The 15,992-nt window shown below is 64.7% G+C and carries 18 protein-coding genes and 1 pseudogene; 12 read left to right on the top strand and 7 right to left on the bottom strand.

Features of this window, described 5'->3' with window-relative positions; all coding sequences use genetic code 11:
• The first annotated feature begins 156 nt into the window (after nt 1–156).
• Both AWC27_RS13680 and AWC27_RS13675 read left to right on the top strand, forming a co-directional pair.
• Nucleotides 157–603, top strand: a complete 447-nt coding sequence (locus AWC27_RS13680) for a hypothetical protein (RefSeq protein WP_245847063.1) — start codon at nt 157–159, stop codon at nt 601–603.
• A gap of 250 nt (nt 604–853) precedes the next feature.
• Nucleotides 854–1,798 carry a phosphorylase family protein gene (locus tag AWC27_RS13675; protein ID WP_245847060.1) on the top strand — a complete coding sequence of 315 codons (945 nt, stop codon included), beginning with the start codon at nt 854–856 and terminating at the stop codon, nt 1,796–1,798.
• 21 nt (nt 1,799–1,819) lie between these two features.
• On the opposite strand, the gene AWC27_RS13670 is transcribed toward AWC27_RS13675, so the two are convergent.
• The gene (locus AWC27_RS13670) at nt 1,820–2,668 is read right to left on the bottom strand and encodes a sulfurtransferase (protein WP_085670974.1); all 849 of its coding nucleotides are present in this window, start codon (nt 2,666–2,668) and stop codon (nt 1,820–1,822) included.
• Nucleotides 2,669–2,756: 88 nt separating this feature from the next.
• On the opposite strand from AWC27_RS13670, the gene AWC27_RS13665 reads away from it, so the two are divergent.
• The 3 genes from AWC27_RS13665 (at nt 2,757) to AWC27_RS13655 (ending at nt 5,469) form a co-directional block, all read left to right on the top strand.
• Nucleotides 2,757–3,236: a hypothetical protein gene (locus AWC27_RS13665; protein ID WP_245847057.1), complete on the top strand. Its 480-nt coding sequence runs from the start codon at nt 2,757–2,759 to the stop codon at nt 3,234–3,236.
• An 85-nt stretch (nt 3,237–3,321) separates the two neighbouring features.
• Nucleotides 3,322–4,689 (top strand): HNH endonuclease signature motif containing protein, encoded by a 1,368-nt coding sequence (locus AWC27_RS13660; RefSeq protein WP_085670973.1) that lies wholly within the window; start codon nt 3,322–3,324, stop codon nt 4,687–4,689.
• A 213-nt stretch (nt 4,690–4,902) separates the two neighbouring features.
• Nucleotides 4,903–5,469 carry an MPT63 family protein gene (locus AWC27_RS13655; protein WP_085671055.1) on the top strand — a complete coding sequence of 189 codons (567 nt, stop codon included), beginning with the start codon at nt 4,903–4,905 and terminating at the stop codon, nt 5,467–5,469.
• A 67-nt stretch (nt 5,470–5,536) separates the two neighbouring features.
• Here AWC27_RS13655 and AWC27_RS13650 read toward each other — a convergent pair whose 3' ends face one another.
• Together AWC27_RS13650 and AWC27_RS13645 are read right to left on the bottom strand one after the other, a co-directional pair.
• A complete protein-coding gene (locus tag AWC27_RS13650; protein ID WP_085670972.1) occupies nt 5,537–6,250 on the bottom strand; it encodes a hypothetical protein in 714 nt (237 codons plus the stop codon).
• On the bottom strand, nt 6,250–7,098 hold the full coding sequence (locus AWC27_RS13645; RefSeq protein WP_085670971.1) for a TIGR03619 family F420-dependent LLM class oxidoreductase: 849 nt from the start codon (nt 7,096–7,098) through the stop codon (nt 6,250–6,252). Before AWC27_RS13645 ends, AWC27_RS13650 begins: the two co-directional genes overlap by 1 nt.
• A gap of 68 nt (nt 7,099–7,166) precedes the next feature.
• On the opposite strand from AWC27_RS13645, the gene AWC27_RS13640 reads away from it, so the two are divergent.
• Nucleotides 7,167–7,703, top strand: a complete 537-nt coding sequence (locus AWC27_RS13640) for a TetR family transcriptional regulator (protein WP_085670970.1) — start codon at nt 7,167–7,169, stop codon at nt 7,701–7,703.
• Nucleotides 7,700–8,950, top strand: a complete 1,251-nt coding sequence (locus AWC27_RS13635; RefSeq protein ID WP_085670969.1) for a cytochrome P450 — start codon at nt 7,700–7,702, stop codon at nt 8,948–8,950. The genes AWC27_RS13640 and AWC27_RS13635 overlap by 4 nt, the downstream gene beginning before the upstream one ends.
• Before the next feature lie 7 nt (nt 8,951–8,957).
• On the opposite strand, the gene AWC27_RS13630 is transcribed toward AWC27_RS13635, so the two are convergent.
• Both AWC27_RS13630 and AWC27_RS13625 read right to left on the bottom strand, forming a co-directional pair.
• The gene (locus tag AWC27_RS13630; protein WP_085670968.1) at nt 8,958–10,565 is read right to left on the bottom strand and encodes a Na+/H+ antiporter; all 1,608 of its coding nucleotides are present in this window, start codon (nt 10,563–10,565) and stop codon (nt 8,958–8,960) included.
• A 122-nt stretch (nt 10,566–10,687) separates the two neighbouring features.
• On the bottom strand, nt 10,688–11,764 hold the full coding sequence (locus tag AWC27_RS13625) for a DUF5685 family protein (RefSeq protein ID WP_085670967.1): 1,077 nt from the start codon (nt 11,762–11,764) through the stop codon (nt 10,688–10,690).
• 120 nt (nt 11,765–11,884) lie between these two features.
• Here AWC27_RS13625 and AWC27_RS13620 point away from each other — a divergent pair, with 120 nt between their 5' ends.
• Genes AWC27_RS13620 through AWC27_RS13610 form a run of 3 tightly spaced genes read left to right on the top strand, consistent with a single transcriptional unit; the run spans nt 11,885 to nt 13,262 of the window.
• Nucleotides 11,885–12,322, top strand: a complete 438-nt coding sequence (locus AWC27_RS13620) for a protease inhibitor I42 family protein (protein ID WP_139836983.1) — start codon at nt 11,885–11,887, stop codon at nt 12,320–12,322.
• Nucleotides 12,322–12,540: a hypothetical protein gene (locus AWC27_RS13615; protein ID WP_085670965.1), complete on the top strand. Its 219-nt coding sequence runs from the start codon at nt 12,322–12,324 to the stop codon at nt 12,538–12,540. The genes AWC27_RS13620 and AWC27_RS13615 overlap by 1 nt, the downstream gene beginning before the upstream one ends.
• A gap of 26 nt (nt 12,541–12,566) precedes the next feature.
• Complete coding sequence (locus tag AWC27_RS13610) at nt 12,567–13,262, top strand: mycothiol-dependent nitroreductase Rv2466c family protein (RefSeq protein WP_085670964.1); 696 nt, start codon at nt 12,567–12,569, stop codon at nt 13,260–13,262.
• On the opposite strand, the pseudogene AWC27_RS13605 reads toward AWC27_RS13610, so the two are convergent.
• Both AWC27_RS13605 and AWC27_RS13600 read right to left on the bottom strand, forming a co-directional pair.
• Nucleotides 13,259–13,487, bottom strand: a pseudogene (locus AWC27_RS13605) (acyl-CoA dehydrogenase family protein); the annotation flags it as partial. The gene AWC27_RS13610 and the pseudogene AWC27_RS13605 sit on opposite strands and share 4 nt — an antisense overlap.
• Before the next feature lie 155 nt (nt 13,488–13,642).
• Nucleotides 13,643–14,071: a DUF1707 SHOCT-like domain-containing protein gene (locus tag AWC27_RS13600; protein ID WP_085670963.1), complete on the bottom strand. Its 429-nt coding sequence runs from the start codon at nt 14,069–14,071 to the stop codon at nt 13,643–13,645.
• A gap of 61 nt (nt 14,072–14,132) precedes the next feature.
• On the opposite strand from AWC27_RS13600, the gene AWC27_RS13595 reads away from it, so the two are divergent.
• Nucleotides 14,133–14,723 (top strand): TetR/AcrR family transcriptional regulator, encoded by a 591-nt coding sequence (locus tag AWC27_RS13595; protein ID WP_085670962.1) that lies wholly within the window; start codon nt 14,133–14,135, stop codon nt 14,721–14,723.
• An 80-nt stretch (nt 14,724–14,803) separates the two neighbouring features.
• Nucleotides 14,804–15,940: a protein kinase domain-containing protein gene (locus AWC27_RS13590; RefSeq protein ID WP_245847055.1), complete on the top strand. Its 1,137-nt coding sequence runs from the start codon at nt 14,804–14,806 to the stop codon at nt 15,938–15,940.
• The last annotated feature ends 52 nt before the right edge of the window (nt 15,941–15,992 follow it).

Here is a 15,992-nt window from a genome sequence, read left to right as displayed (position 1 = left end):
ACAGTGCTACCGGAGGAAATCGTGAAATATCGACTATTGCCATTCATCATCGCCGTCGGGCTGGCGTTGGCGGGCTGCGCCAGCAGCGGCGGGAGCAGTGCCAACCAGCCGCGCGTCTGGGGTGCCTTCATGGAACGTGGATTAAACAATGTCCCAATGAAGCCCGGCCTCAACGTTCGGGTTTTCAACGACTTCACCCTCGATGACCAGCAGTACGTCAAATACGACAAGAACACCGGATACTTCACCCTGGAACCCGGTACCTATCGAATCGACGGCTGGTCGTTGACAACCTTCGGCTGGAAGTTGACCCCCGAGCAGCGGGCCGCGGAGTATTCGGCTCCCGGTTATGCCTTTCTCTGGAATATCGAGAAGAACGACATGGAGATGCTGGCCTCTTTACAGGATCCAATGGATTCGCAACCCAGCATCATCAATGGGGTGCTCAAGGTCACCAAGAAGACGCAGTACTACTTCGGCCACCAGAACGGCGAAAATGTCAACGGGATAAGTCTCCAGCTATACGATCCCAACGTCCGAAAGCCCGACGGAACCACTTCAACCAATCACGCCTTCGCCCAGCTGGTAATCGAACGGCTCTGAGTTGCCCGGTTGTGCGGCAATCGGATAACGACAAGCAATCGCTAGTCAAAAGAAGCGATAACGAATCTCCATTCCCTCGCCGTGTCGCGCGAAAATCATGGCCAAGCAACTTCGGCAGCGCCTTGGGCCTATGGGACAGCGAATTCTGGCATCACATGACTGACGAACGTGCGCCAGAGATAGGGGGATCGTGCTGCGCCGATTCCGGGCCGCTCTCATGGTGCTCGCCGCGTTTGCACTGGGATGCGGTGTGGCTATTGCCGATTCCCAGAACGTGGTCGCCATGAGCTCCTGCGAACAGCGCACATTGGTCTTATCCGCATTTCCCGCCGAGGCCGATGCCGTGCTGGCGCACACCACATTGGACCCGAACCCGGTCCGGATCGCCAATCGTCGGCACTTCTATCTCGGCTCGATTGCCGGCAAGAAGGTGATCGTGGCGATGACTTTCATCGGCATGGTCAACGCGACCGACGCCACCGAAACCGCGTTGGCCACCTTCACCTGTGCCTCGGGTATCAGCATTGGCGCAGTGGTGTTTTCCGGAGTGGCCGGCGGCGCCGCTCGAACCAGCATCGGGGATGTCGCGATACCCGCGCAGTGGACCCTCGACAAGGGCAAGACATTCATGCCCGTCGATCCCGGGATGCTGGCCACGGCGCAGACACTGGCGGTCACCCTGAGCCCGGTCAACTACCTCGGGGATCCGCTGTGCCTGTGCCGGCACACCCCGAAATTCGTGATCGCCGATCTGCATCGTCAGCCGCAGCTTTTCGTCGGTGGCGACGGCATGAGCAGCGACAACAACAATGGCCAAGCATTTCCGTGTGTACCGAACAGCGGCAACGTCTTTGGGTGTCAGCCGTGCACCGCGCCGGATCGCTCACTGTTGTATACCGGCAACTTCTTTCAGGCGATCGGGCCCTGGATACTGCACGGTCTGCTGAGCAATCTGAACATTCAGACGGGCCAGAATCCGGCGTTCGATGCGGTGGACCAGGAGACGGCTGCAGCGCAGGCGGTCGCGAATGCGCACGGTGTCCCGTTCCTGGGTATCCGCGGCATTTCGGATGGCCCGGGCGATCCGTTGCATCTGCCGGACTTTCCGTTCCAGTTCTTCTTCTACAAGCAGATCGCGGCCGACAACGCCGCTTTGGTCACCGAGGCTTTCCTGCAAAGCTGGCCTGGCGCTTAACGTTTCGCGACTATCCCGGACCTATTCGGGGCCGCTGCCAACGGGGCGGTTTGTATCTGAGACCCACTCGGACCAGGAGCCCGGGAACAGCGCGACCTCGTGACCCACTGCCTCGAGGGCTGCTATGACGACGGTTGCAGTTACTCCGGAACCGCAATAGCTGCCGATGGCAGCACCACTTTCGACGCCGCGGTCGGACAGCAGCTCGACCAGGGCGGCATCATCGCGAAACGTACCGTCTTCGGTCAATACGGCGCCGAACGGAAGGTTCTTCGCTCCGGGGATGTGACCCGCAACCGCGTCGACGGGCTCAGCGTCGCCGCGGAACCGGTCGGGTGCGCGTGCGTCAAGCAGGGTGACGCTTTGTGCTTGGGCCGCTGACAGCGTCGCTCGGCTTCCGGCGTACAAGTCATGTTGCGGCACAATCACATTCCCCGGCTCGGGCGTAACCGAACCCGTCTCCAGGTCGCCGCCGGCAGCCTGCCATGCCGCCAGGCCGCCGTCTAGAATCCGGACGCCGGAAATCCCGGCCGCGGTCAACACCCACCACGCTCGGCCGGAACCGGCCCGATTCCAGTCGTCGTACACCACAACCGGAACGGCCTGACGAACGCCCCACCGGCGGGCGGCGGATTGTAGAGCGCGTCCGTTTGGCAGCGGGTGACGGCCACGGCCGGAGACAGTGTGGTCGCTGAGTTCGTCGTCGAGTGACACATACACCGCTGCGGGTATGTGGCCTTGCTCGTACGCCGCGCGTCCGTCGGGAGCGTCGAGCCGCCAGCGCACATCCAAGATCGTTACCGGCTCTTCGGCCCGGATGAGTTCGGCCAACTCCGCGGCGGTGATCAGGACCTGGGCGCGTGCATTCACCGGTATTCCTCCTTGTGGTCTTCGGCGAGCCTAACTAACTTGAGCAAAGGCGCAGTGCCCCGGGCAGGAGCCGTCGACGGGAGCCGGTATGGGCAGCAGGTATCGGATAGTGCACGTGGGGACTGCGGTCTGCTTCACTGTGGCGTTGGCCGGGGCGGCGGTGGCGCCGGCGGGCGCGGTGCCTGATACGAAGTGCACGCTGACGACGCCGGTTCGCGAGATAAAGAGCGTGTCCGAATTGCCGCCGGAGTTGATCCGGCTGCTTCCACCCATCGCTGACGTCGGTGCGCCGTTCAATGCGACGGATTCGGTCAACGACCCAAACTTGCCTTTTCGCCGCCTAATTCGTGCTGGGTCCCGCGGCGCCGACTGGTTCGTTTGGTACGAGCATGGTGGCATCGGCTACTTCTGGCAGGCCGTGATCGCGCGGCTGGAGCCGAGCGGTGCGCCGCGGGTATTGGCCAACGCGGGAACGGTTTCCGACACGCTGTGTAGCATCACCGATGGCGCGCTTGCGGGTCGGGTGCCGCCGTATCCGGAAGGTAGCTGGGCCGCCTCGTCGTATTAGAACGGCGCCAAATCCCTTGCGTCACAGTAGTTGCAGCGATATCAGGACGGCCTTTTTTGTCAGTGGCCTCCGATAGTTTCAGGGTGTGAGTTACAGCGGGATTGCCGGCGTGCGAGCGGCCTACGATGCGTTGGATTCCGCGCTCGATGCTGTTCTAGCGCTTGATCTCGAGGGGTTGAACACGCAGGAGTTGTTGGCGCACTTGGAGCGAATCGAGCGGGTGCGGCGGCGCTTACCCGCAGCAGAGCATGGAGCGATCAACCTGCTGGCCCGCCAGGCTACCGCTGAAGAGTTGTGCGGCAGGCTTTCTCACGCCGTAGCCGAGTGGACATTGACCAGTCGCGCCGAGGCCGGCCGGCGGATCCGGGAAGCTGCCGATCTGGGTGATCGACGGGCGCTCACCGGTGAACCCCTTGCGCCGATCTTAGGCGCCACTGCTGCGGCCCAACGCGACGGAAAGCTGGGGGACGGCCAAGTTGCGGTGATTCGCCGCTTCTTCCAAAAGTTGCCAGTCTCGGTCGATCATGCGACCCGCGAGAGCGCCGAAGAGCGTTTGGCCAAGGAGGGAACGCAGTTTCGGCCCGAGCAGTTGGCCGAGCTGGCCGCGCGGCTCATGAATTGCGTCAATCCCGACGGCACCTACAGTGACGAGGATCGGGCTCGGCGGCGCGGATTGACGTTAGGAAAGCAACAATGCGATGGCATGTCGGAGTTGCGCGCAGTGATCACCCCTGAACTGCGGGCCACCATAGAAGCCGTGTTGGCCAAGCTGGCGGCGCCGGGCATGTGCAATCCCAACGATGACACCGCGTGTGTAGACGGTGCGCCGAGCCATGAGGCGATCGAAGGTGACACACGCAGCCAACCCCAGCGCAATCACGACGGTCTTAACGCCGGGCTGCGTGCGATGCTGGCATCGGGAGAATTAGGAAAACACAACGGGTTACCGGCTTCCATCATCGTGACCACCACCCTGCAGGAGCTAGAAGCCGCGGCCGGTAGCGGACTCACCGGGGGCGGCACCCTGTTACCCATGTCGGATGTGATTCGGATCGGGCGGCATTCGCATCACTACCTTGCAGTCTTCGACAAGGGCGAGGTGCTGACGTTGTATCACACCAAGCGACTGGCTTCGCCGGGCCAGCGGATCGTCCTGTACGCCAAAGACCGTGGCTGCTCGGCGCCCGGATGCGAGGTTGGGGGCTACTACTGCGAAGTCCAGCACGTCACCGACTATGCAAAGTGTCGCGCCACCGATATCGAGGGCCTTACTTTCGCCTGTGGCCCGCACCACCGAATGCTTCGACCGGGCGGCTGGTCTACCCGAAAACGACAAAACGGTGCCACCGAATGGACACCCCCGCCACAACTTGATCGCGGGCAGCCCCGCATCAATACCTTTCACCACCCGGAGAAGCTGCTGCGTGACGGGGATGACGACGACGGGGATTAGTGATGCCAATGTTAAAGAAGTTATTTCAAGCCATGTTGTGGTGCGAAATAATTCAGTCCGCTTTGCGCAGGTAGCCGCCTGCGCAGGGGTATTCAGGTGAAGCCATCACGTTTGAGGTCGCCGCGGCATGGCTATGCGCAGTTTTATTGCGGTTTGGCCCGTGCATTGGGTGACCGCCCCAACAACACGGGAAGAAAGATAAAGGAGCGCAACGTGAAGTTCACAGCGACCAGTGTCAAGACGGCCATCGGCGCCGCGGGAATAGCCGCGGTAAGCCTGTTCGCCGCAGTACCTGCCTCGGCCGCACCGCCCAACATTCAGGGGTTCGGCGAAACCGAACAGCTGATCGACGGGCCGATGATCACCTCTTACACGGTGAGTAATTTGCAGCAGAGCACTGTGACGATTCCCGGCTACACCCCTAAAGGAACGCTCTACCAGGCAGACGTCGTCGCCAGGTCGGACGCCGGAACCGTCACCCCGATGGTGCGTGACTTCAGCGCGCGTGGGCCCAACGGCCAGACCTACAAGCTGATCGACAAGGTTCAGGTCCCCAACGGCCTCAACCCGGCGCCTATCCCGCAGGGCAACGAGTCGAGGGGCACCTTGTACTTCGACGTGACGGGCGCGCCGCCGAACGGCGTCGTCTATAACGACGGATTCCAGGACATTCTGATCTGGACGTCGAACGTGCCGGGTACCGCGGGTCCGGGTGAGGTGCCGAACTCGAGTCCGGCTCCGGCTCCCGGCGGGCTTCCCGCGCCTGCACCGAATTCGTAATCCCGTTTGCACATCTCCCCGCGCCACACCTCGTGGCGTGGGGAGATGTGCGTCTTAGGCCAGGCCATCAGGGCCACGCTTCCCAGCTGATCATCGTGCGCAGCGGCCCGGCGAATACGGGCCGCACTGCCGCAGTGCGCCATCGTTCTTCGATGGCAAACGCCAGAGCCGCGGTGGTCGCAAGCGGGTCCTCGTCGAGATAGACGACGGTGATGTATTGCGCATAGGTGCGCCAGCCTCGGGGTGCGGGGTTCCAGGCGTCCGTCGGGCCGAACATCCAGGCGCCCGCCACACCCGATGCAGACATCAGCGCCAAATAGTGTTCGGTGCGAAGCCATTCCAGCCATGCGAGGGGAAGATCTGCGACCGGTTCCTCGATGATCAGCAGGACGCCGCGGTGCGGCCGGAATGGCACCACTTCGGCCGACACGAAGGACGAATGCCACTGCAGCAGTTGCAGCCCGGATATTTGCAGTAACGGCCGCCAGACGGGGAAGCGACCTGCATCCCGCAACCTTCGGCCGAGCGCCACGAAGTCGTTGAACGTCTCTGCTACCGGGTCGCCGACGAGATAGTGGACGGCATTGCCTATCGCTGGACCGCCCGTGATGAGTCGATGATCGGGATAGGTCCCGTCGGCAATCCAGCGCAGTCCGTGAACGATGCCGGGCAGCTGGTATTGCTCGGGCATGTGGTCCAGCAGATGCCAACGCAGATAACTGCCGTCATCGTCGGGCTCAGCGGGAGCGGTGAGGCTGAAAATGCCTGCCTTGACCCGCATCACGTCAGCTCCGCAAGTGCCTGCAGATTCTCCAAATAGCGCTGCAGGGAGTTGTGCCGGAAATAGGCGCTGACGATGGTCGCGCCATGCGCCACGGTCTGGCCGACGAGATCGCGGGTCTGCTCCGGTTCGTTGATGGGGTCCAGCGGTGCCGACGGGCCAAGGACGACCTCGAATCCGGGCTTAAGTTCGAAGCGGGCCAACCACTCTCGTGCTTGCGGCAGGCTCACGGCAAACGGCGCCCATCCGTCGGCGAGGGTTACCGCACGGCGCAGTGAGCGCAAGGTGCGCCCGCCGATCCAGATGGGCACGCGTTCCTGGACCGCACACGGATCGACGACCAGGTCGCTGAACGAATAGAACTCGCCGTGATAGACGGGCTCGGAAACCGACAGCGCGGCGCGCAGCGCCCGCAAAGCGTCGTCGCCCCGGACCCCGCGATGCTCGAAGTCCGCACCGATGAGCTCGAATTCTTCCTTGAGCGACCCCACGCCTACCCCAAGGATGAGCCGGCCGTTGCTCACGGCGTCCAGGGTTCCGTAACGCTTGGCGATCTCCAGCGGATGGTGATAGCCCAGCACCAACACGTTGGTGGCCAACCGGATTCGCTGCGTGCGCGCGGCCAGATAGCCGAAGGTGGCCAGCGGATCCCAATACCGGGTTCCGCGCTGCCCTCGCTCGGCGGCCGGCAACGCGATGTGCTCGCTGCAGGTCAAGTGGTGATAGCCGAATTGGTCGGCGGCTTCAGCGATCTGGGCGAGCTGCTCGATCGACGCGGTTTTCTCCCAGTCGGCGCTGGCCCACGGGAACATCGTCACCACGGGCGTGGCTAGCGACAGCTTGGTCATCGCGGTAGATTCTAACAGTGCTCGAATTGAATCGAACAGCGCTCGAATGAGAGCGGAATGAAGCCGGAATGACGTCGCAGGTGCGCCGCCGCTACGGCGAGCTCGACCGCGATCAGGTGGTGGCCTCGCTGCACACCCTGGCTCGCCGCGTTGGCGTACAGCAGGTGACGATGCGCGAGCTCGCCGCCGAAGTCGGCGCCGCAGTGCCGTCGGTCTACTACCACGTACCGGGCAAACAAGCTGCTCTGGACCTGCTCGCCGAGTCGGTGCTGGCCGGCATCCCGGTTCCCGAAGCCGGCCCCTGGGACGTGCGGCTCACCGAGCTGTACTGCTCAGCTCGCGAGGTTATGCTCGGCGTTCCCGGCATCGTGCACGTCCTGCAAACCCGTGGCGGCGGCGAATGTGCCCGGCGTCTGGACCGGCTCAGCCGCTCACTGCTGGCCGAAGCGGAGCTGGCCAAACCCGTTGTCACTGCGGCACATACGGTGCTGTACACCTATCTGCTGGGTTCGGTCGGCCTGGAAGAGTCGCGTGGCGGTAAACGCCAAGCCGCGAGATTTCGGGCCGGACTCGACGTGATCGTCGCGGGGATCAAGGCGTCATGAACGTGCCGATGCTGGGTGCCATCATCGTCGAGAACCAGGACAGTCCCGCCGGCCGCGACGCCGCGGCGGTGCTCAACCCCGACACCTATACCGTCGGTGCGCCATTCGAAGCGCTGGCCCGGTTGAGAGCCGACTCGCCAGTGCATCCCGTACAGCTCACCGGACTGCCCAGGGCGTGGCTGCTGACCCGCCACGCCGATGTGCGATTGGTCAGCCGCGACACCGAAACCTTCACCAGCAGCAAGGGCAACACCTTGGTCGAGGCGGAGGCGGGACCCAACTCGGCGATGTTGCCCGGCATCGATCCGCCGCGTCACATCCACTTCCGCAAGCTCATCAACCAGGGTTTCACCGTGCGCAACGTGCAGCGCCTGGAACCGAAGATGCGCCAAGTCGCCCGCAACATCGTCGCCGATATCCGAGACAAGCACGAATTCGATGCTGTCACAGACATTTCTGCGGAGATGTCGCTGCAAGTCATCGCCGACGTGCTTGGCGTTCCCGCTGAGGACCGCATGGAGGTTTTCCGCTGGAGCAACGCCATCGGCACCCTGGGGATCGAGGACCCCGACTACGCACCCACACCCCAGGCCCTCGGGCAGGCCGCCGCCGAAATGTTCAGCTACTGCAACCAGCTGGTCAAGCACCGGCGCAAGCACGGGCTCACCGATGACATCCTCTCGGCATTGCTGGCCGCGGAAGTCGACGGTGAAAAGCTCAACCGCGACCAGCTCAACGAATTCTTCCTGTTGCTAGCCATCGCGGGCAACGAAACCACGCGAAACACGCTGAGCCACGGCATCTTAGCGCTCTCAGAGCACCCGCAACAGCAAGCTATGCTGGCAATGGATCCCCAAGCGGTCAAGCCCGCCGTCGAAGAGCTTTTGCGTTGGGCCACACCGGTAATGCATTTCCGCCGCACGGTAACCCGCGACGTCGAGATTCGCGGCCGGCACATCCCCAACGGCGATTGGGTGCTGATGCACTATCTTTCGGCCAACCGGGACGAGGACGTGTTCGACAGAGCCGACGAGTTCGACGTGACACGCGTGGATGCGGGTCACGCCGCATTCGGCGGCGGGGGAGTGCACTTCTGCCTGGGCGCGCAGCTGGCCCGGCTGGAGCTCAAGGTGATGCTCGAAGAGCTGTACCCAAACATACCCGGCCTGAAGGTGATTGGGCCACCAGACCGGCTGCGCTCCTCGTTTTTTCACGGCATCAAACGCCTGCCGTGCAGCACAGGCTAGCCCCCGGCTAGCCCCCTTCGTAAGCCTCGGTTTCGGCCGGATCGAGCAGCTGCACTTCCTCGAAATCCATCTCGCGTTGCAACTCGCGCAACACGATGTCGTCGATCAGATTCTGGTTGCGCAAGGTCGTCACGGCGTTGCGCTGATGCTGGAGCACACGCAGCCGCACCCGCCGCAGCAGATCGTTGCGTTCGGCCAGATCGTTTGTCGCGGAGTCGTCGTCGTTTTCGTGAACCAGAGCGACGCGTTCTTCGTATTCCTTGGTCAACCGCTTGAGCACCTCGGGGCCCACCTCCAGCTCGCCGGCGATTTCCGGCAGGACCTCGAGGGCTGCTTCGGCGCTGCGGGTCCGGGCCAGGTGCAGTTCGTCGGCCCGGGCGATATCTTCGGGCATCCGGGCCCAGCGCACGACGGCCGGCAGGGTGCTTCCTTGCACCAATACGGTGACGAGAATGACCACCGACACCACGAAGATGATCAGGTTGCGATCAGGGAACGGCGCGCCGCTGCCCGTGGTCAACGGGACGGCCAGCGCCGCGGCCAGCGATACCGCGCCCCGGAAGCCGGCCCAGCCGGTCACGCAGCGCTGACGGAATGTGGCGGGACGCCCGGGCTTTTTGAAACACCAGTCGACAATCCGCCCCAGCACGGTGCTGAGCTCCACCCAGACGACCCGGGTCGCGATGACGACGCCGGTGACTGCCAGTGCCAGGATGGTGGCGTGGCGCAGGCCGCCGCCGGCGTCCGAAATATGTTGCAGCGCACCGGGAAGCTGAACTCCGACAAAGACCCACAGCGAGCCGTTGATCAGGAACGTCGAGATGTCCCAGAATGCGTAGGACTCGAGCCGGGAACGGGCGCGGATCACCTTCGGCCCGACGTAGGTGAGTACGAGAGCTGACACCAGGACCGCGACGACACCGCTGCAGTGAAAGGTCTCGGCAAGCAAGAACGCCGCGAAGGGCGTGACCAGGCTCAGTGCTCCTTCCTCCAGTGGCGCGTCGAGCCGGCGGCGGATCAGGGTCACGATCGCGCCGACAGCCAGTCCGGCGGCGATGCCGCCGAGATAGGACAGGATGAACCGGCCGGTCAGATCCGCCGGACCGACGGCCGCGCCGCCAACCGCCACCGACACCGTCACCCCGAACAGCACCAGCGCGGTGCCGTCGTTGATGAGGCTCTCGCCGCGCAACACGGTGAGCGAGCGGCGGGGCAACTTCTTGGCCAGACCGGCCACGGCGGCCGCGTCGGTGGGAGAGAGCACGGCACCGAGGACCGCGGCGGCGTGCGACTCCATCCCGAGTGCCCGCGCGGTCCAGGACACCGCGACCGCGGTGGCAATCACCAAGCCGATGCTGAACATCACGATGACGCGCATGTTCCAGCGGATCTCGCGGAAGCTGGTGTTCAGGCTTTCCCAGTAGAGGATGGCCGGCAGGAACAGCAGCAGCACGATTTCGCCGTCGATTTCCACGTGGCCGAACCGGGGGATAAGGCCCAGCAGCGCGCCCAGGAAGATGAGCAGGACCGGGGGACCCACGCGATAGCGCCGGCCCAAGATGGTGCCAACGACCACGGTGGCGACCAGCGCAACGATTACGACTAGCCCAAACACTCGACCATCCTGCCGTACGCGGAGTTCGGCACCGGCTTGCGGTCACATTGGCCCCGCGGCATGAGGCCTGAGCCGAAGCTGAAACGCGGTATCACGCCAACCCGGGGCTGTGGCCGGGCCGGTTACGAACAGTCGCAGCAGTCTCCGCAGTCACAGCAATCGCCATCGCAGCAGCTGTCACAGCAGCAATCACATTCGCAGTCACAGCAGCAGGCGTCGGTGCAGGTGTTCCAGCATCCCTGTTTGCGTTGCGGCTCGGCCGGGATCTCGCCGGGAGCCCCCGGGTAGGCGCCCATCGCCGGCGCGCCGAAGTTGATGCCCTCCTGCTGGCCGTGCGGTGTTCCTTCGCGCGCAGTGAAAGTGCGAGCAACCGCGCGGCGCACCTCACGCGTCAGCAGCCGGTGGGGCAGACGGCCGTCGGTGAAGTCCACGTCGGCCAGTGCCAGTTCGATGCCGAGCACCGCGTCGTCGCATAGCGCACGAACTTCGGCGATGGGAGTTTCGGTGGCGGCCAACGGATTCCACTTTCCGTGGGCGACGTCGTCGTGGTAGTCCTCGACCGCGTCAAGAAGGTGCGCCACCCGCCCGAACAGTTGCCCGACCTCGCGCAGCGGCGCCTCATTGGCCGGGCGGCCGGCCAATACGGCGGTGTGGGCGAACGCCGCGGCGACGGCCGTCTCGGTCGGCTCGGTGACCGCCAATAGCGAAGTGCCCGGCCCCGCAGTGGATTCGAGTCCGGTTTGGCGGTCCATCGCGGCCACCAGCACGCCGGTGTCGAACCCCAGGCTATGACCGGTTTCGGTGCCCTGGCGCACCCAACGCTCGGCGACGCGCCGGGCCGCGGGCCGCACCCCGACCGCACCGACCAGGCCGTCGCGGTCGTCGACGTGATCGCGCACCCGCGCCGCGGCAAGCGCCAACGACACCACCGCGGCCAGTCGCACGCACTCACCGGTTGCCACGTCGGCGCGTTTCATCCCGCGCAACGGGCACGGCCCGGCCGTCCGTCGCCCGGGCTCTGCCTGCGACTGCGCCTCGACCAGCAGCGAGACCACCAGCCCGTCGTAGTTCGTGGCGATGCGCGCGGTCTGGCCGTATTCGTCGCGCAGGGCCAGGCACAGGCCGCACAATTGCGCTCGCCAGGCCGCGGTGAGTTCGCCGCCGAGCCGGTGCCGGCAGGGCCGGATGATGCCAAACACGCCTAGAAGCTACCGGACAGCTGCGCAGAAATGGGGCTGGTCGGGGGAAAGTCGCGACGCGTCGGCCGCAGCGCGTGTTCACCTCCAATCTCCTTGGTGGACGTGGAATATTAGATCCCCGTGAAGACAAGGCTCATCGTTGCCGTCGCCATGTTCATCGCACTGGTTGCAGTGGGGGTGATCGGCTGCTCCAGCAAAGGCCACGCGGCGACCAAATCCATCGACGTGTCGATGGACGATGTGTTGAATCAGCGTTCGATCAGCAGAGACGTCACGCTGTCGGTCGGCGATACGCTCAAGATTTCGTTGGGGTCGAATCACAGCACTCCCTACCGCTGGACGGCTGACCCGAAGATCGGGGATCCGGCGATCCTCAAGCAGTACAGCCACGAGTACCAGCACGAACACACCGATCGGATGGGAGCACCCGGCAACGAGGTGTGGACGTTCAACGTAGTGAAAACCGGGACGACGACGATCTCTGCGGACTACGCCAGCATCGTGGGCAGCGACCCCACGCCGACGTGTACGTTCACCGCGAACGTCACGGTCAAGTAGTGGGACCGCGCTGGCCGGGAATCGCGACCATTACATGCAAGGGCCTGATCAACCTGGCCGCGGTGGACCGCGCCTATAGCGGCACCAGCAAGCTGAACTACAAACGCAAGGTCCCCGACGAGGTGCTCACCGTGCGGCCCACCACGAAGCTCGCCTTTCCGGTCGAGCCGGTCTTCGTCTACCGCGCCCCCGGAGTCCGCCGCAAGTCGGCTTCCTAACCGCTGAGCGGGAGCACAATAACCTGATGAGCAGCAGCGTGGATTTCCACTTCGACCCGATGTGCCCGTTCGCGTATCAAACGTCGCTTTGGATTCGCGATGTGCGCGAGCAGTTGGGCATCACCATCAATTGGCGCTTCTTCAGCCTGGAGGAGATCAACCGCGTCGAAGGCAAGAAACACCCTTGGGAGCGAGACTGGTCCTACGGCTGGTCCCTGATGCGCATCGGCGTGCTATTGCGCCGCAGGGATATGGCGTTGCTCGACCGGTGGTACGCCGTGATCGGTCGCGAACTGCACACCCTGGGCGGCAAGCCCCACGATCCTGAGGTGGCACGCCGCCTGCTGGGCGATATCGGCGTCGATGCGGCGATTCTTGATGCGGCACTTGCGGATTCGACCACCCACGATGAGGTGCGCACCGAGCATCAGCGCGTCGTCGATGCGGCCGGCTTCGGGGTGCCGACGCTGTTCATGGACGGGCAGTGCCTGTTTGGGCCGGTGCTGGTGGACCCGCCGACCGGGCCCGCCGCCTTGAAACTGTGGGATGTCGTCACGGGCATGGCCGCGCTGCCGCACGTTTACGAGCTGCAGCGGCCCAAGACCGCGGCCGACGCCGAACTCATCGGCCGCAGCCTGCGGCCCTACCTCGATGGACGCGATTGGGTGAGCATCAATCGTGGTGAGGTCGTCGATGTGGAGCGGCTGACCAGCGGGCGCTAGACCACTGTGGTGGGTGAAATCTTGAGCCCAATTGCCAAGGCGCCGGCCAGTTCTCGGCTGACGTCGTCATCCCCGGCTGAGCACGTCGACGTCGCTTTTGGCTCGTTGCAGCGGGCTGCTCAGGAAGTGTGCGCTAGCGCCAGACGCCTCCAGCAATAGGCCGATGACGGCGCGTGATTCCCTGACGATACGGGCGGCGGCCAGGCGAGCATCAGCGCGGACCGCGCAGCCTGCGCAGCTCCTCGGCCTCCTGCGCCCGCTCGGCGAGACGGTGAACGAGTGCGTCGGTGATGCCGGCCACGATGGCGGTCATCCGCCAAACATGACTTTAGGTATGGTCACGGACGCGGTGTGGTGTCGCGAATGTAGACGGTCATCGGTCAACGTGCGACGAATTGTCTTGGCGGGCAACACGCGTGGCTGATGAATCCGATAGCGCCACCGAGAATCGGCCATATCGGCCAGAAGTAGGTGGCATCCGTCGTCGCGGCAACCGCGGCCCAGACCGCGAGCACGACCGCGACCATCGCGAGGTAGGCGCCCAGATGGATGCGGACCGCCCGGCGGGCCGCGGCCACCCGCGCGGCGCGACGGCGCGGATCGGCACGCCGGATGCGATCGAGGGGCAGATCGGCGAGAACGCCGCGTAGTTCGCCGGTTACCTGTGTCTGGAATGCGCGTTGCAGACGCTCCTCGTATTCGTCCAGCTGCAGATAGCCCTGTGCCAGTGCCTGGCCCAGCAACGCGGCGGTCTTTTGCCGGTCATGGTCGCCGGCGCGGGTCGATTCGGCTTGAAGTTGTTTATTCATGGCAACCCCACTCAAAGATGTTAATAGCATTAACATATACCGCAATGTTAATGTCGTCAACATGGCAGCCCGGGACAGCTACCACCACGGCGATCTCAAACGCGCGCTTACCGACGCGGCATTGTCATTGGTGGCCGAGAAGGGACCGAAGGGCTTCACGCTCACCGAGGCGGCACGGCGCGCCGGTGTGAGCGCCGCGGCGCCCTACCGGCACTTCGCTGACAAGGCTGAGCTACTGGCCACCGTCGCCGAGCAGGGATTTCACGATCTGCACACCGAGCTCGACGCCGCCGCCCGGGCGGCGGCGGATCCTAAGTGCCGGGTCATCGAGCTCGGGGCGGCCTATGTGCGCTGGGCGATCGGCCACCCCGACCACTACCGGGTCATGTTCGGCGCCGAGCTCACCAAAGCCGACCACGCGGCGCTGGCGTCGGCCGCCCAGCAGGCGTTCGGTGACCTCCTGGACGCGGTGACAAAGTGCCAGGAATCGGGGATCTTCGAGGGACAGGACCCGCGAGAGGCGGCCGCGCCGTTGTGGTCGCTGGTGCACGGCGTCGCGGCTCTTGCCATCGGTGGCGAGCTGCGCGGTGTCGGCATCGAGCAGGACCCGCAAGACATCATTGCCGGCGTCGTTACGCAATTGCTTGCCTGAATCCCGCGGGTTAGGCGATCGGGTGATTCGGGAACCCTGGGAGCGCCCGATTGTCTCAGAAAGCAACGAGAGGAATGTCAATGTCGTCGCCGTTCGGGCGAGTCCACGGCGCCAGCCTGAAGGATCAGCTACGCGAGCACGGCCCGCTTGACCCCGCGCGGGCGGTGTGGATCATCGCGCAGGTAGCGGCCGCCTTGGATGCCGCGCATGCCGCGGGGCAGCTGCACCGCAACGTCAGGCCAGAGAACATCCGGTTCAGCGCCGACGGGTTGGCCCATCTCGTCGAGTTCGGCAGTGCGCACCCCGGTGGCTACCCGAGCTACCTGGCGCCCGAATGGTTCGTGGGCGGGCGCGTTGGGCCGCAAACCGACGTCTACGCACTGGCCTGCGTGCTCTACGAGTGCCTTACCGGCTGGCCGCCGTTTCGGGGTGAGCACCCGCAAGAGGTGATTGACGCGCACTTGTTCGCACCGCCGCCGCGGCCGAGCATCATGCGCCGGGGAATCGGTCGGGCCTTCAATGACGTGATTGCGCACGGTCTGGCCAAAGATCCGGCGGAGAGGTTTTCGTCGGCGGGTGAGCTGGCTGCCGCGGCTCGCGCGGCGGCCTCATCGGGGCCGACCGACACTCGCCCGTTGGAGACCGTGCAGCAGACCCCCGATGACACCGGTTACGGCCCGTATTTGCCGGGAGCGCTGCTGCCGCGGCGGGCGCGATCTGGGCGGATACCACTGATACTGACCGCGGCGGCGGTGCTGATCCTGGGCGTCGCGGTTGTCCTGGCGGTGATAGCGGCGATCGGCCAGATGGCCCACCGCCCGGAAGCGGCGCCGGCCGCGCCGCCGGCGGTACCGGCTCCCACGACGACGATGCCGTCGCTCTCGCGCCCCGTGCAGGGCGCCGACGGACTCGGATTCGTCGGTCATTCGGCGCGTTGCGACCCGGGAAATCCGCCGGCGGCAGTGGTACGAACCGCCCAGTCGCTCGCGGTGGTGTGTCAGGCCGGGCCCGGCAGCTTTTACTACCGCGGCGAGCGGCTCCGTGATGGGGCCAACATCGAACTCACCAACGCCGTGCGCGCCTCGGGTGGGTTCGATGTGACCAATCCAGCAAACGGCGTCCGGTATCAGGTGCGGCCCGAGCGGCTGACCATAGTGAGCAACGGCCACGTCGACTCGGCGGAGCCGGTATTGCAATACGCCTCGGCTGGTTCTTAGTCGACCAGCGGGTCAACAAGCGGGGCTTTTTACGTTTCGGTTCACAGAAGTT

Origin of the sequence: Mycobacterium szulgai (assembly GCF_002116635.1) — a bacterium.
In the GTDB taxonomy this organism is placed as follows: domain Bacteria; phylum Actinomycetota; class Actinomycetes; order Mycobacteriales; family Mycobacteriaceae; genus Mycobacterium; species Mycobacterium szulgai.
The sequence above is the reverse complement of the archived record's forward strand: the minus strand, read 5'-3'. Positions and strand labels throughout refer to the sequence as shown.